Source organism: Thioalkalivibrio sp. ALE25 (assembly GCF_000377285.1).
GTDB lineage: Bacteria > Pseudomonadota > Gammaproteobacteria > Ectothiorhodospirales > Ectothiorhodospiraceae > Thioalkalivibrio.
Genome location: NZ_KB897932.1, coordinates 120,765 through 136,215, shown reverse-complemented (window position 1 = coordinate 136,215; position 15,451 = coordinate 120,765). Strand labels below are relative to the sequence as shown.

The 15,451-nt window shown below is 67.9% G+C and carries 14 protein-coding genes; all 14 read left to right on the top strand.

Annotation, left to right across the window (positions count from 1 at the left end; genetic code table 11):
* Positions 1–2: 2 nt before the first annotated feature.
* The 14 genes from leuD (at position 3) to purF (ending at position 15,442) form a co-directional block, all read left to right on the top strand.
* Positions 3–653 carry a 3-isopropylmalate dehydratase small subunit gene (leuD, locus tag C996_RS0108685; RefSeq protein WP_018867064.1) on the top strand — a complete coding sequence of 217 codons (651 nt, stop codon included), beginning with the start codon at positions 3–5 and terminating at the stop codon, positions 651–653.
* 126 nt (positions 654–779) lie between these two features.
* On the top strand, positions 780–1,853 hold the full coding sequence (leuB, locus tag C996_RS0108680) for a 3-isopropylmalate dehydrogenase (protein ID WP_196799351.1): 1,074 nt from the start codon (positions 780–782) through the stop codon (positions 1,851–1,853).
* A gap of 46 nt (positions 1,854–1,899) precedes the next feature.
* A complete protein-coding gene (locus C996_RS0108675) occupies positions 1,900–2,925 on the top strand; it encodes an aspartate-semialdehyde dehydrogenase (protein ID WP_018867062.1) in 1,026 nt (341 codons plus the stop codon).
* Between the two features lie 108 nt (positions 2,926–3,033).
* Positions 3,034–5,529, top strand: coding sequence for a FimV/HubP family polar landmark protein (locus C996_RS0108670; protein WP_018867061.1), 2,496 nt, complete (start codon positions 3,034–3,036; stop codon positions 5,527–5,529).
* 175 nt (positions 5,530–5,704) lie between these two features.
* Positions 5,705–6,367 (top strand): hypothetical protein, encoded by a 663-nt coding sequence (locus C996_RS0108665; RefSeq protein WP_018867060.1) that lies wholly within the window; start codon positions 5,705–5,707, stop codon positions 6,365–6,367.
* A 55-nt stretch (positions 6,368–6,422) separates the two neighbouring features.
* Complete coding sequence (gene truA, locus C996_RS0108660; protein WP_018867059.1) at positions 6,423–7,232, top strand: tRNA pseudouridine(38-40) synthase TruA; 810 nt, start codon at positions 6,423–6,425, stop codon at positions 7,230–7,232.
* Positions 7,233–7,300: 68 nt separating this feature from the next.
* Positions 7,301–7,942, top strand: coding sequence for a phosphoribosylanthranilate isomerase (locus C996_RS0108655; RefSeq protein ID WP_018867058.1), 642 nt, complete (start codon positions 7,301–7,303; stop codon positions 7,940–7,942).
* A complete protein-coding gene (gene trpB / locus C996_RS0108650; protein WP_018867057.1) occupies positions 7,929–9,137 on the top strand; it encodes a tryptophan synthase subunit beta in 1,209 nt (402 codons plus the stop codon). Before C996_RS0108655 ends, trpB begins: the two co-directional genes overlap by 14 nt.
* Positions 9,134–9,967, top strand: coding sequence for a tryptophan synthase subunit alpha (trpA, locus tag C996_RS0108645; protein ID WP_018867056.1), 834 nt, complete (start codon positions 9,134–9,136; stop codon positions 9,965–9,967). The genes trpB and trpA overlap by 4 nt, the downstream gene beginning before the upstream one ends.
* A 36-nt stretch (positions 9,968–10,003) precedes the next feature.
* On the top strand, positions 10,004–10,963 hold the full coding sequence (gene accD, locus C996_RS0108640; RefSeq protein WP_018867055.1) for an acetyl-CoA carboxylase, carboxyltransferase subunit beta: 960 nt from the start codon (positions 10,004–10,006) through the stop codon (positions 10,961–10,963).
* An 8-nt stretch (positions 10,964–10,971) separates the two neighbouring features.
* Entirely contained in the window at positions 10,972–12,309 is a 1,338-nt protein-coding gene (gene folC / locus C996_RS0108635; RefSeq protein WP_018867054.1) for a bifunctional tetrahydrofolate synthase/dihydrofolate synthase, read from the top strand.
* A gap of 117 nt (positions 12,310–12,426) precedes the next feature.
* Entirely contained in the window at positions 12,427–13,008 is a 582-nt protein-coding gene (locus C996_RS0108630) for an SPOR domain-containing protein (RefSeq protein ID WP_018867053.1), read from the top strand.
* Between the two features lie 79 nt (positions 13,009–13,087).
* Complete coding sequence (locus C996_RS0108625) at positions 13,088–13,639, top strand: CvpA family protein (RefSeq protein ID WP_018867052.1); 552 nt, start codon at positions 13,088–13,090, stop codon at positions 13,637–13,639.
* A gap of 294 nt (positions 13,640–13,933) precedes the next feature.
* Complete coding sequence (purF, locus tag C996_RS0108620) at positions 13,934–15,442, top strand: amidophosphoribosyltransferase (RefSeq protein WP_018867051.1); 1,509 nt, start codon at positions 13,934–13,936, stop codon at positions 15,440–15,442.
* Positions 15,443–15,451 lie beyond the last annotated feature (9 nt).

Sequence of the window (15,451 nt, the reverse complement as noted above, 5' to 3'; positions counted from 1 at the left end):
CGATGCAGGCCTTTACCGTACACCGTGGGATTGTCGCGCCGCTGGATCGCTCCAATGTCGACACCGACGCGATCATCCCGAAGCAGTACCTGAAGTCGGTCAAGCGCACGGGCTTTGGCCCGAACGCCTTTGACGACTGGCGCTACCTGGACCCGGGCGAGCCCGGCATGGACAGCTCCCAGCGCCGTATCAACCCGGATTTCGTGCTCAACCAGGCGCCGTTCGACCAGGCGAGCATCCTACTGGCGCGCAAGAACTTCGGCTGCGGCTCCTCGCGCGAACACGCGGTGTGGGCGCTGACCGACTTCGGCTTTCGCGCGGTGATCGCGCCGTCGTTCGCGGATATCTTCTTCTCCAACAGCTGCAAGAACGGGCTGCTGCCGGTGGTGCTGGCCGAGGACGAGGTGCAGGCACTGTTCGATCAGGTCGAGGCGAACCCGGGCGCGCAGGTCGAGGTGAACCTGGAAGAGATGACCGTAACGGCGCCGGACGGTACCGTATTCCGTTTCACGCTTGACGAGGACCGGCGCCACCGCCTGCTGAACGGCCTGGACGATATCGCGCTGACGCTGCAGTACGCCGATGACATTCGCGCCTTTGAGGAGCGCCAGCGCCGCGAGTGGCCCTGGATGGCGGAGCACTCGCAGGGCTGAGTCGTGCCCCTTTGTAGGAGGCCAGCCCTCTGGCCGATAGGGCGCCAGGACAGGCCCATCGGCCAGAGGGCTGGCCTCCTACAGGTAGAGAAGAAATTCGATTGATCTGATGGTTAGGAGAGGTTTGTGAGCCGAATTCTGGTATTGCCCGGGGACGGGATCGGGCCCGAGATCGTGGCCGAGGCGCTGAAGGTGCTGGAGCGTGTAGGCGAGATCGGCGGGCTGGATCTGGAGATCGAGCAGGGCCTGATCGGGGGCGCGGCGCACGATGCGGCCGGGCATCCCTACCCGGAGGCCACGCGCGAGGCGGCGCGACGCGCGGATGCGATCCTGCTGGGTGCGGTCGGCGGCCCGCAGTACGAATCGCTGGAACGTGATCTCCGCCCCGAGCGCGGGCTGCTGGGCATCCGTTCGGATCTGGGCCTGTTCGCAAACCTGCGCCCGGCGATCCTGTATCCGCAGCTGGCCTCGGCCTCCACGCTGAAGCCGGAGGTGGTCAGCGGGCTGGATATCCTGATCGTGCGTGAACTGACCGGGGGGATCTACTTCGGCCAGCCGCGCGGGATCGAGGAACGTAACGGCGAGCGCTACGGCTTCAATACGGCCGCCTACAGCGAATCGGAGATCGAACGCATCGCGCGGGTCGGGTTCGAGGCGGCGATGAAGCGCGGCAAGCGCCTGTGCTCGGTGGACAAGGCCAATGTGCTCGAGGTCTCCGAGCTGTGGCGCGAGGTGGTCGAGCGCGTCGGCAAGGAATTCCCCGAGGTCGAGCTGTCTCACATGTATGTGGACAACGCGGCCATGCAGCTGGTGCGTGATCCCAAGCAGTTCGACGTGATGGTCACCGGCAACATGTTCGGCGACATCCTGTCCGATGCCGCGGCCATGCTGACCGGGTCCATCGGCATGCTGCCCTCGGCCTCGCTGAACAGCGAGGGGGTCGGTCTGTACGAGCCGATCCACGGCTCCGCGCCGGATATCGCCGGGCAGGGCAAGGCCAATCCGATGGCAACCGTGCTGTCGGTCGCGATGCTGCTGCGCCACAGCCTGAACCGCAATGACCTGGCCGAGCGCATCGAACAGGCCGTGGGGCGGGTGCTGGATCAGGGCCTGCGCACGCCGGACATCTTCGGCGAGGGCATGACGCTGGTCGGCACCCAGGGGATGGGTGATGCCCTGGTGTCCGCGCTGGATGACTAACGAAATATCAGTAGCTTGAAGATTAAAATTAAACCGGGAATGAACGATGAGTGACCGCAAGTTTGACGTGGCCGTGGTGGGCGCAACCGGCGCCGTCGGCGAGACCCTGCTCTCCATCCTGGCCGAGCGCGACCTGCCGCTGGGCCGGGTGCATGCGCTGGCCAGTGCGCGCTCGGTCGGCAAAACGGTCGCCTTCGGCCGCCGCGAGCTGGAGGTGGAGGACCTGGCCACCTTCGATTTCTCGACCGTGCAGATCGGGCTGTTCTCGCCGGGGGCCTCGGTGTCCGCGGAGTACGCGCCGAAGGCGGCCGCGGCCGGCTGCGTGGTGATCGACAACACCTCGCAGTTTCGCTACGACCCGGAGATCCCGCTGGTCGTGCCGGAGGTCAACCCGGATGCGGTGGGGGACTACACCCGCCACGGGATCATCGCGAACCCGAACTGCTCCACCATCCAGATGCTGGTGGCGCTGAAGCCGCTGCACGACGCGGTCGGTATCGAGCGCATCAACGTCGCGACGTACCAGGCCGTCTCCGGGACCGGCAAGGATGCGATCGAGGAACTGGCCCACCAGACGGCGGCCCTGCTGAACGGCCGCCCGGTGGAGTGCAACGTCTATCCCAAGCAGATCGCGTTCAACGCGCTGCCGCACATCGATGTCTTCCAGGACAACGGCTACACCAAGGAAGAGATGAAGATGGTCTGGGAGACCCGCAAGATCATGGGCGACGAGTCCATCCTGGTGAACCCGACCGCGGTGCGCATCCCGGTGTTCTACGGCCATTCCGAGGCCCTGCATATCGAGACCCGCGAGAAGATCAGTGCGGAAAAGGCCCGCGAGATCCTGTCCGCCGCGCCGGGGATCACGGTGCTCGACAAGCACGAGGACGGGGGCTATCCGACCGCCGTGACCGAGGGTTCCGGCAAGGACGCCGTGTTCGTCGGGCGTATCCGCGAGGACATCTCGCACCCGCGCGGGCTGGACCTGTGGGTAGTCTCGGACAACGTGCGCAAGGGGGCTGCGCTGAACACAATCCAGATCGCGGAGGTTTTGATCCGCGATTACCTGTGATTTAATCCGGGAAAACGCCGGGCATCGGCCCGGCACATTCGTGGCCAGGGGGTCGCCAGCCGTACCGGCGGGGGCGTTTAGGCCACGCGGCACTTTCAGGGGGAATTCGTGCGCAAGTTTCTGGTTGGGTTTTTGTTCTTGCTGCTGGTGGCCCCGGCGTCGTCAAGCTCCGTGGGCTTTGGTGAAGTCAACCTGCAATCCTTCCTGAATCAGCCCTTGCGGGCGGAGATTCCCTTGCGCGGCGCCTCGGGGGTCGCGGACTCCCTCCGCATTCGCCAGGCGTCCGAGGATGCGTACCGCCGTGCCGGTCTCAACCGCGGGAGTGTTCCGGGTGACCTGAACATCCAGCTGGATGGCGATCGCGTGATCCTGACCACCCGCCGGCCGGTGCGCGAACCGTACGTCGGGATTTTGCTGGAGGCGCGCTGGGATGGCGGGCGTGCCATGCGAGAGGTCTCCCTGCTGCTGGACCCGCCCGGGACCATGCCGTCCGGGGCCTCGGCACCTTCTGTGAGCCAGGCCGACGCCGCGGCACCGCGCACGCCCCGCGCCGGTGAAACCCTCCAGGTTCGCAGTGGCGATACGCTCTACGCGATCGTGCGCCGCAGCGGGATCTCCGGTTACAGCGACGAGCAGGCCATGCTCGCGTTCCTGGATGCCAATCCCCAGGCCTTTATCGGGAACAATATCAACGCACTCCGGGCGGACGCCGAGCTGCGCACGCCGTCGCGCGAGCAACTGGAGGCCCGCAGCGCCGCTGCGGCGCGCGCCGAGGTGGCCGACCAGACCCGCTCGTGGCAGGAGTCTACGCGCGCCGCGCGGGAAGAGCCCGAGCCGGCACCGGCCGATGACGCCGTGGCCGCCGTCGAAGATGACGTGGCGCTGGAGGACGACGCGGCCGCCGTCGAGGACGAAGAGACGGTCGCGGCCGAAGAGTCCGAGGCAGCGGCGGAGGATGACGCCGCTGCAGTCGCTGACACCGATCCGGCGGCGGCCGAGGATGATCCCGCGGTTGCCGAGGAGTCCGTCGCCGACGAAGGGGTGGAGGACCGCCTGGAGATCGTGGCCGATCTGCTGCCGGAAGACGCTGAAGCCGGTGTGGCGCAGGGGGGTTCCGAGGAGCTGCTCCAGGAGGCCCTGTTGTCCCAGCGCGCCGAGATGGAGGGGATGCGCGAGGAGCTCTCCGAACTGCGCGAAGAACTCGGGGAACGCGGTCGCCTGGCCGAGATCTCCAGCGAGAACATGGCCGAACTCGAGGAGCAGCTGAGCCAGCTGCGCGCCGAGCGCGAACAGCTGCGTACCCGCCTGGATCGCGCCGATGCGGAGCGGAACGCACCGCTGCACGAGCGCATTATGAATGACCCGCTGTTGCTGATGATGGCGATCGCACTGGTGGTCCTGCTGCTGCTGGTGCTGCTGGCCTTTGCACGCGGCGGCCGCCGCGAGGTGATGGTGGACGAACGGGGTGCCGGCTTGAAGCCGCGCGCCGACAACAGCAAGGTTCAGGCGTCCGGCGTCGAATCGGCCGGCTATGAGGCGAAGGAAGTCGACCACACCGAAGGTTCGCATTCGGCGATGGCCGGTGCGGCGACCGGCGCCGCGGCCGGGACCATCATGGGGGCTGCCGCGGCCCGATCCGACGACGAGACCGAAACCACGCAGGAGGAATCCGCGCATCCGCCGGCCGAACCGGAGGAAGAGGTCGGGGAAGTCGTGGTTGCCAGCACCAGCGAGGGTGCGGCAGGCATGGACGACGTCCTGGCCGAGGTGGATGTATGCCTGGCCTACGGCATGAATGATCAGGCCGTCGAGACGCTGAACGCGGCGCTCGAAACCAGTCCGGACAACAAGCAGTACCGGCTGAAGCTGGTCGAGGCACATGTCGCGCTGGAAGACGAGGCGGGTACGCGCGAGGCCGCGAATGCCCTGCGCGAGCGTCTGGGGCCGGACGACGACGAGATGCGCGATCGTCTTTCGGAGCTGGAATCCCGTCTCGGGAGTTCCGCGGGTTCGGCGGGAGATGCTGCGGCCGATTCGCTGGACGACGCGGTTGCGGGCGACGACTCGCACGCTGCCGATGCCGACGCGGACAGCAACGAGATCGACTTCTCCGGGCTGGACCTCCCGGACGTCGAGGTGTCGGACACCTCGGAGGCGACCGAAGGCACCCCGGCGGGCGACGATGAGGGCCTCTCGTTCGACATTGACGAGAACCTCGAGGACGACCTGGCCTCGGCGGCAGAGGCCGATCGCGGTGAAGCCGCGTCCGGTGACGACCTGAATGACCTGTCGTTTGATCTGGACGAGAGTGAACTGCCGGATCTGGATGCGCCGGCCAGCGGCGGGGACAGCGGCGAAACCGAGGACAGCGGTTTGTCGATGGACGAGGATCTGCAGGTTCCGGGTGAACCGTCGGCGGCGGCCGGGGATGAGGCAGGGACCGGAGACGACGAAAACGTGACCCGCCTGAGCCTGGCGCAGGCCTATGCCGATATGGGCGATGCGGAAGGGGCGCAGGAGCTGATCGACGAGGTCCTCGCCTCCGGCACGGACGAGCAGAAGCAGGAGGCCGAGGCGATCCGGAGCCAGATCCAGGGCTCCTGATCCTCGGGGTAGAGCCGGCCCTCCAGCAACGGATTGCATCTGCCGGCTGCAGTGTACGGCCCCGCTCGGAGGCGCTCCGGGCGGGGCCTTTTGGTTTCGAGGAGGCTGGCGTGTGACCCCTGCCGAACGATCCAACATCGTGCGATCTGCTTCCCGGGAGGTTTCAGCCGCCGGGTTGGCGATCCTGGGTGTTGTGGCCGCCTCGGCCGCTCTGGTGCCGGCGGATCCGCTGGTGGTCGTCCTGGTGGCCGGCCTGTGCGCCGGGCTGGGGCTGACGGGTGGCGTGGAGTGGCGGCGCGCGGGTCGACTGATGCTGCGGCTCAAGTGGTTTTATCTGTCGCTTGCCGTGTTTTACGGGCTGTGGCCGGCCGACACGGGAGATGCGTTTCAGGGATTGCAGGAGGCGGGCTGGCGGATTGTCGCGCTGATGCTCGTGGTGGTGCTGGTGGTGTGGTTGACGGGGCGGTTCTCGCGATCGGCCCTGGTGGGCGCCCTGGGCGCGCTCCTGGGCGGGCCGCGCCAGGTACTGGGGGGCTGGGGCGAGCGCTTCGCTCGGCGGCTGTTCCTGGCGCTGGCCTTGTTCGAGGACGAGAATGCCTCCGTCGAGCAGCGTCGCGCAGGCCTGCGTGGATCCCGCCGCGCGCGGCTGCTGGCGGTCCGGGAGTGGCTGGTTGAGCGGCTGGATCAGGCGCTGGCGGGGGGAGCGGAGCTGCAACCGGAGGCCTGGGAGGCAGACGCGGGAGATGCGGAGGGAGGCGTGCCCTGGTGGGGCCTGGCCTGGCTCTGGGCGGGCGTGATGTTGGTCTGGGCGGCTTTGTTGGGGGGCTGGATTGAATAGCGAGCGAGAACGCGTGCATGGCGGAGTCGCGACGCCCGGGGCCGATGCGGACGCGATGGCACCCCAGCGCTGGGCGCTTGGCGTGGAATACGACGGACGCGGGCTGCTGGGCTGGCAGCGCCAGAAGGATGGCCCCAGTGTCCAGGGGCATCTGCAGGCAGCGCTGGGGTTCGTGGCGAATCATTCGGTGGAACTGGTCTGTGCCGGGCGCACGGATGCGGGGGTGCATGCCACGGCACAGGTGGTGCATTTCGATACGCCGGCCCGGCGCGAGCCCCATGCGTGGATTCTCGGGGCCAACAGCCGCCTCCCGGACGCGATTGCGGTGACCTGGGCGCAGGCGGTGCCCGCGACCTTCCATGCGCGGTTCAGCGCGTTCGGGCGGCGCTATCGCTATGTGATCGCGAACCGCGAGATTCGACCGGCGCTGGAGGCGGGGCGGGTGTCCTGGTGGCGCCGACCACTGGACGCCGAACGGATGCATCAGGCCGGCCAGGCATTCGTTGGCGAGCAGGACTTCAGCAGCCTTCGGGCGGCGGCGTGCCAGGCGAAATCGCCGGTGCGCTGCGTGCATTCGCTGTCGGTACGCCGCCAGGGGCATTACGTGGTCCTCGATGTTCATGCGAATGCCTTTCTGCACCACATGGTGCGGAACATCGCGGGTGTGCTGCTGGCGGTCGGGGACGGCCGGGCCGATCCGGACTGGCCCCTGGAGGTGCTGGGGGCGCGGGATCGCCGGGCTTCTGGTATCACGGCCCCGGCGGGCGGGCTTTATTTCGTGCATGTCGACTACCCCTCGGAGTTTGCGCTGCCGCTGGCCGCCGGACCGGTCGTCGATGGCGTTCCGGGGAATGGGGCGGGGTGATTACGGGAAAGCCGGGCCTGCACCCGGGTTCTGGTAGGCTTGCGACTGCGTTTTTCGGGATGGCGGGCATGCGCTACAGGGTCAAGATCTGCGGAATCACCACGGTGGAGCAGGCGCTTGCCGCGGCTCGGGCCGGTGCGGATGCGATCGGGCTGGTGTTTCACGCCCCGAGCCGGCGGGCCGTGGAGCCGGCGCAGGCGGCGGCGATTGCGGCCGCGCTGCCGCCGTTCGTGACTACGGTGGGGTTGTTCGTGGACCCCGAGCCTGCGCGTGTGGAACAGGTCCTGCGGACGGTGGGGCTGGACTGCCTGCAGTTTCACGGGCACGAGAGCGCGACGGCCTGCGCGCGTTTCGGGCGGCCCTATCTGAAGGCGATCGCGATGGGGGACGGGGACGATCCGCGCCCGGCGATGGACGCGCATCCCGATGCCCAGGGGTTTCTCCTGGACAGCCACGGTGGCGGGCGCAGCGGCGGCTCGGGGCATCGCTTCGACTGGCAGCGTGTGCCCGATGCCCTGGAGCGGCCGTGGCTGCTGGCCGGGGGACTGGATGCAGACTCGGTGCGGGAGGCGCTGGAACACCTGCGCCCGTACGGGGTCGATGTGAGTTCCGGGGTGGAATCCGCGCCCGGGGTCAAGGATGCACGGCGCATGCAGGCCTTCGTGCGGGCCGTGCGCCAATGCGAGGTGGAGACTGATGAACAAGATTGACTGGGCGGCATTCCCGGATGCCCGCGGACATTTCGGTCCGTATGGCGGGCGCTTCGTGTCCGAGACGCTGATGGGCGCGCTCGATGAACTGCAGCAGGTCTACGAGCGCTACATCGGGGATCCCGAGTTCATGGCGGAACTGGACCACGACCTGAAGCAGTTCGTCGGACGGCCGAACCCGCTGTATCACGCCGAGCGCCTGTCGCGGGAGCTCGGCGGCGCGCAGATCTACCTGAAGCGCGAGGACCTGAACCACACCGGTGCGCACAAGGTGAACAACACCATCGGGCAGGCGCTGCTGGCGAAGAAGCTGGGCAAGAAGCGGATCATTGCCGAGACCGGCGCTGGTCAGCACGGGGTGGCGACCGCGACCGTGGCCGCGCGTCTGGGGCTGGAATGCGTGATCTACATGGGCGAGGAGGACACCCGGCGGCAGTCCCAGAACGTCTATCGCATGCGCCTGCTGGGCGCCGAGGTGGTGGGGGTCAAATCCGGCACGCGCACGCTGAAGGATGCCCTGAACGAGGCGATGCGCGACTGGGTGACCAACGTCGACGACACCTTCTACATCATCGGTACGGTGGCCGGTCCACACCCCTATCCGGCGATGGTGCGCGACTTTCAGGCGGTGATTGGTCGCGAGGCGCGCGAGCAGCATCTGGCAATGACCGGCAAGCTGCCGGATACCCTGGTGGCCTGCGTGGGCGGGGGATCCAACGCGATCGGGCTGTTCCATCCGTTCCTGGGCGATGAGTCGGTGGCGATGATCGGGGTCGAGGCCGGCGGTGACGGGGTCGAGACGGGCCGGCATTCCGCGCCATTGTGCGCGGGCCAGCCGGGCGTGCTGCATGGCAACCGGACCTATCTGATGGAGGACGAGAACGGCCAGATCATCGGCACGCACTCGGTCTCGGCGGGGCTCGACTACCCGGGCGTGGGGCCGGAGCATGCGTGGCTCAAGGACATCGGCCGGGTCGATTACGTGTCGGTGACCGATGATCAGGCCCTGGCCGGGTTCCACCGCCTGACCCGCACCGAGGGGATCATCCCGGCGCTGGAGACCAGTCACGCGATTGCCCATGTGCTGGACCTGGCCCCCGAGATGCGCGCTGACCAGAGCATCATCATCAATCTGTCCGGGCGCGGCGACAAGGACCTGAACACCGTGGCCGAACGCGAGGGGATTACGCTATGAGCCGAATCGAGCAGCGCTTTGCGGAACTGCGCGAACAGAATCGCGCCGCGTTGATTCCCTATGTGACGGCCGGCGACCCGGAGCCGGGCGCGACCGTGCCCCTGATGCACGCGCTGGTGGAGGCCGGGGCCGACCTGATCGAGCTGGGGGTGCCGTTCTCGGATCCGATGGCCGATGGTCCGGTGATCCAGAAGGCCTGCGAACGCGCGCTGCGCTTCGGCACCGGCTTGCGCGACGTGCTGGCGATGGTGGCCGAGTTTCGCAAGTCCGACACCACCACGCCCGTGGTGCTGATGGGCTATCTGAACCCGGTGGAACGCATGGGTTACGACGCCTTTGCCGAGACCGCACAGGCGGCCGGGCTCGACGGGCTTCTGACGGTGGACCTGCCGCCGGAGGAAAGCGAGGACGTGGTCGGGTTGCTGGAACAGTCCGGGATCGATCCGATCTTCCTGATCGCGCCGACCACCTCGGAGACGCGTATCGACCATGTGGCGCGGGCCGCCCGCGGCTTCGTGTACTACGTGTCCCTGAAGGGCGTGACCGGCTCGCAGAGCCTGGATGTCTCGGCCCTGTCCGCGCGTCTGGACGGTCTGCGACGGCACACCGGGCTGCCGCTGGGGGTGGGCTTCGGCATCCGCGATGCCGAGACCGCTGCACAGGTGGCGCGGGTCGCCGATGCCGTGGTGGTGGGCAGCGCGATCGTGCGCCTGGCCGAGGAGCACGACGGGGACGGCGACGGTTTCGCCCGGGCCGCGGCGGCCGTGGTCCGGGAGATGCGCAGTGCCATGGATGCGGCGCGCTCCCCGGGCGTGGCGGCCACGGTGTAGAATGCGCGGCGCCGATTCGGACGACGGGGAGACGGCATGAGCTGGTTCGAGAAGTTGATGCCTTCGCGCATCCGCACCGACAACGCGACCAAGCGCGGGGTCCCGGAGGGCCTGTGGGTCCGCTGCGAGGGCTGTGACGCGACGCTGTACCGCCCCGAGGTGGAGCGCAATCTCGACGTCTGCCCGAAGTGCGGCCATCACCGCCGGATGAGCGCCCGTCGGCGGCTCGAGACCTTCCTGGATGCCGAGGGCCGCGAGGAGATCGCGGCCGATATCGAATCCTCGGATGTGCTGAAATTCCGCGATTCCAAGAAGTACAAGGATCGCCTGGTGGCCGCCCAGAAGGCCACCGGCGAGCGTGACGCCCTGGTGGTCATGCAGGGGCAGTTGCTGGGCCGCCCGCTGGTGGCCTCCGCCTTCGATTTCCGCTTCATGGGGGGGTCCATGGGCTCCGCGGTGGGTGAGCGGTTCGTGCGCGGGGCCAATCGCTCCCTGGAGAAGGGCATCCCGCTGGTGTGCTTCAGCGCCTCTGGCGGGGCGCGTATGCAGGAGGCGCTGTTCTCGTTGTTGCAGATGGCCAAGACCAGTGCGGTGCTGGCGCGCCTGCAGGAAGAGCGCATCCCGTTCATCTCGGTGATGACGGACCCGACCATGGGTGGCGTTTCGGCCAGCCTGGCGATGCTGGGCGATCTCAACGTGGCCGAGCCGAACGCCCTGATCGGCTTTGCCGGACCGCGCGTGATCCAGCAGACCGTGAGGGAGACCCTTCCGGAAGGCTTTCAGCGATCGGAGTTTCTGCTGGAGCACGGTGCGATCGACATGATCGTGGATCGCCGCGACATGCGCAGCCGCCTGGCGACGGTGCTGGGCATGCTGACGCACGGGCCGGCACCCGGGTCCGATGCGGGTGAAGAGGATGCCGAGGGGGCCGTCGAGGTGATCAGCCCCGAGAACGGGGCGGATGTGGAACGCGTCGACCCGCCGCGTTCCTCCTGAGGCGGCCGATGCGTTTCGCGACCCTGGCGGAGTGGCTCTCCTTCCAGGAGCAGCTCCACCCCGTGGGCATGGACCTCACACTCGAGCGCATTGCGCTGGTGGCCGACCGCCTCGGCCTGCGCGATGCCGATGGGCCGCGCACGGTGATCGTGGCCGGCACCAATGGCAAGGGCACGGTCGCCACGCGTACCGCGGCCCTGCTGCAGGCCCAGGGCCTGAAGGTCGGCCTCTTCACCTCTCCGCACCTGCTGCGCTACAACGAACGCATCCGCATCGACGGGGAACCCCTCTCCGACAGCGCCCTGTGCCGGGCGTTCGAGGCCGTCGACCAGGCCCGTGGCGATGATTCCCTGACCTATTTCGAGTTTGGCGCGCTGGCGGCGGCCTGGCTGTTCCGCGATGCCGGGGTCGCCGTGCAGGTACTGGAGGTCGGACTGGGCGGGCGCCTGGATGCGGTCAATATCTGGGATGCCGATGTCGCCGCGATCACCGCGGTGGACCTGGATCATCAGACCTGGCTGGGTGACAGCCGCGAGGCGATCGGGCGCGAGAAGGCCGGCGTGATGCGCGCCGGACGGCCGGTGGTGCTGGGCGAACCGGAGCCGCCCGCCAGCGTGCTGGCGCATGCCGACCACCTGGGGGCGCGGGCCGTTCGCAGCGGGCGTGACTTCACCCTGACGCGGTCCGGGGCGGCGCTGCAGTGGGTCTGGCGGGGGCAGCCTCGCGAATGGCGGCTCGCGGGCGTGGGCGCCCGGATCGACGGGGCGGCATTGCTGAACACGGCCACCGCGCTGGCGGTGGTCGAGAGCCTGGGGCGGGGCGCGGGCCTGACCGAAGCCGTGGTCCGCCAGGCGCTGGAGATTTCGGCGCCGGGCCGCCTGCAACGGCTACGGGGCACGCCGGAATGGCTGCTGGACGTGGCCCATAACCTCCATGCGGTTGGGGAACTGGCGCGCTGGCTGGAGGCACACCCGGTCGATGGCCCGGTGGTCGCGCTCGTGGCGGTGATGGCGGACAAGGAGCGGACGGCCATGTGGCCCCTGCTGGAAGGCCTTGTCGATGCCTGGGTCCCGGTGCCGCTGGATCTGCCGCGGGCGTTGCCGGCTGGCTTGCTCGCCGACGAGCTGGAAGCGGCCGGGCAGGGGCCGGTATGTCGCGTGGGCGGCGTCGATGGTGCGCTCAGCGAGGCCGCGCGCCGCGCCGGGCCACGGGGCAGGGTGGTGGTGTTCGGATCCTTCCACACCGTGGCGGCCGTCCTGGAACACGCGCCGGCGCTGGCCCCGGCGGCGTTGTCCGGTCGGGTGGAGCCTGACTGGCCGGATGGCGAGGCCGTGCATGCGGTCTGAAGGCCATGTCGCCATCTGGCATCGGCTTGCGACGGCAGCGCCAGCGGGCGTACTGTCATTGGTTCGTGATGTTCCCCGGATTCCCGTATTTTCCAGCCCCCGCCGTCGGATGAGCGCATGACCCGCGACAACCCCATTCGTTTTCGCCTGGTGGGCGCGGTCATCCTGATCGTGCTGGCGGTGATCTTTCTGCCCTGGCTTTTCGACGGGGCCGGTTACGAATACATGAGCGGGATCGAGGACCCGGTGCCGCCGGCACCGACGTTTGCCGAACCGGACATCGCCCTGCCGTCGGAGCGGCCGACGCCGCGTCGGGACGTGGCCCCGGCCGCCCCGACGGGGGAACGCGAGGGACCGGTGGCGGAACTGCACAGCCTGGAGAACGGCGGAGAAGCCCGCGAGGATGCTGCGGAGCCACAATCGTCAGACGCGCGCCGCCTGGCGGAAGCGGACGAGCCGGTGCAGGCGGGCTGGGCGGTCCAGGTCGGGAGTTTCCGCGACGAGGACAACGCACGCGAACAGTCCGCCCGCCTGCGCGAGGCCGGCTGGCCGGCGTTTATCGATGACTCCACCGCGGATGGGCGTCCGATTTACCGCGTGAAAGTTGGGCCGCTGGCGCAGCGCGAGGATGCGGTCACCCTGGGGGAACGCCTGCAGGACGAGCTGGAGCTCTCCGGCATCGTGGTGGCCCACCCCTGATGTCTATTCCAGGGCGTCCCTGCGAGGAACGGATGGCTGCGGTAAACTACGCGCCCTTTCAGCACGTGACGCCGGCCCCGTGAACTGGATCGACCTCGTCATCATCGCCCTGATCGTCGTATCCGGGCTGATCAGCCTTTTTCGCGGCTTCGTGCGCGAGTCGTTCTCGCTTGCCACGTGGATCATCGGGGTGTGGCTGGGCATCCGCTATGCGGCGGAGGTCGCGGAGCAATTGCCGCAGGCGGTCTCCGACGCGACGCTGCGCCTGGGCATTGGTTTCGCACTGATCTTTATTGCCGTCCTGATCGTGGGCGGCATCCTCGGTGTGCTGGCGAATCGGCTGGTCAAGGGAAGCGGCCTGACCGGTACCGACCGCTCGCTGGGCGTGATCTTTGGCCTGCTGCGCGGGGTGCTGCTGGTGGCGGTCCTCGTCTTCCTGGCCTCGTTGACGCTGATGCCGGACGAACCCTGGTGGGAGAACAGCCGCCTGATCCCCGAGTTCGAACGCGTGGTGGACTGGCTGATCGCCCAGTTGCCGGAAGGCTGGCAGGAGCAGATCCATGACCTGCTGGCGAGCGACGAACCGGTCGAAGAAGTGATCCCCGACGGTAAACAGGGAAACACTGAGTAATGGACACGCTCGCGTTGGCACCCCAGGTTTTCCGAGACAAGGCGCGGTGCGCAGCCGGTAGTGGTTCTACCGGCAAGTGCCGCAACGCAGGATCGGGGAACCTGGGGTGCCAACCCCACAAATCATTCAATGCAGGGGCTCGGCCGCTTTTGTGCGCGCACAGCGTTGCGGCTCCCTTGTGCAGAATGACTGCACGGCAGTCACCGCGCCTTGTTCGCACGCAAAAGCGACTCGAGCGCGAGCGTGTCCATTACTCAGTGTTTCCCTAGCCGTAGACCTGGAGCCAGTAGCCGTATGTGTGGAGTTGTCGGAATCGTCGGGCGCAGCCCGGTGAACCAGCCCCTTTATGATGCCCTTCTGGTGTTGCAGCACCGCGGGCAGGACGCCGCAGGCATCGTGACCTGTGATGATGACGGCCGCCTGCACCTGCGCAAGGACAACGGGCTGGTCCGCGACGTCTTCAACAACCAGCACATGCAGAGCCTGACGGGGAACATGGGCATCGGGCATGTGCGGTATCCGACCGCGGGCTCGTCCAGTTCGGCCGAGGCGCAGCCGTTTTATGTGAACTCGCCGTTCGGGATCACGCTGGGGCACAACGGCAACCTGACCAACGCGCGCGAGCTGAAGCAGGCACTGTTCGCGACCGATCGTCGGCACATCAATACCGATTCGGACTCCGAGATCCTGCTGAATGTCTTTGCCCAGGAACTGTTGCGCTTCCTCGACAACGGGCTGACCCCGGATGCGGTGTTCGATGCGGTGGAGCGGGTGCACCAGCGCGCGGAGGGGGCCTATGCGGTGGTCGCGATGATCGCCGGGCGTGGCCTGCTGGCGTTTCGCGATCCGCACGGCATCCGGCCCATTGTCTACGGCTCGCGCGAGTCCGAGGAGGGCGGACGCGAATGGATGGTCGCCTCGGAAAGCGCGGCACTGGAGTCCCAGGGTTTCGATCTGGAGCGCGACCTGGCGCCGGGCGAGGCGGTGTTCATCACGCCGGAGGGCGAGGTCAGCACGCGGGTATGCGCCGCCGAGACCCGTCTGAATCCCTGCATCTTCGAGCATGTGTACTTCGCCCGCCCGGACTCGGTGATCGACAATGTGTTCGTGCACCGCGCGCGCATGCGCATGGGCACCGCCCTGGGCGAGAAGATCCGGCGCATCTGGCCGGACCACGACATCGACGTGATCGTGCCGATTCCGGACACGGGCCGCACCGTGGCACTGGAGATGGCGCACGAGCTGAACATCAAGTACCGCGAGGGCTTCATCAAGAATCGCTATATCGGACGCACGTTCATCATGCCGGGCCAGACCAAGCGGCGGAAATCCGTGCGCCAGAAGCTGAACGCGATCTCGCTGGAGTTCCGGGGCAAGAACGTGATGCTGGTGGACGACTCGATCGTGCGTGGCACCACGTCGCGCGAGATCGTGATGATGGCCCGCGAGGCGGGTGCGAAGAAGGTCTATTTCGCCTCGGCCGCGCCACCGGTGCGCTATCCCAATGTGTACGGGATCGACATGCCGGCGGCCGAGGAACTGATCGCCCACGGCCGCGACGAAGAGCAGGTGTGCGAGGCGATCGCGGCCGACCGCCTGATCTACCAGGACCTGGAGGATCTGCAAAAGGCCGTGCGCCGGGGAAACCGGAATATCGAGGCGTTCGATTGCTCGGTGTTTACCGGGGAGTACGTGACCGGGTTGCCCCCGGACTATCTGGAGCACCTGGCGGCCCTGCGCGGCGACGGACTGGTGAACACGCCGGTGGCGGGCGAGGTGCTGGATCTCGCCAACAAGAAGTAGACGCGAGGT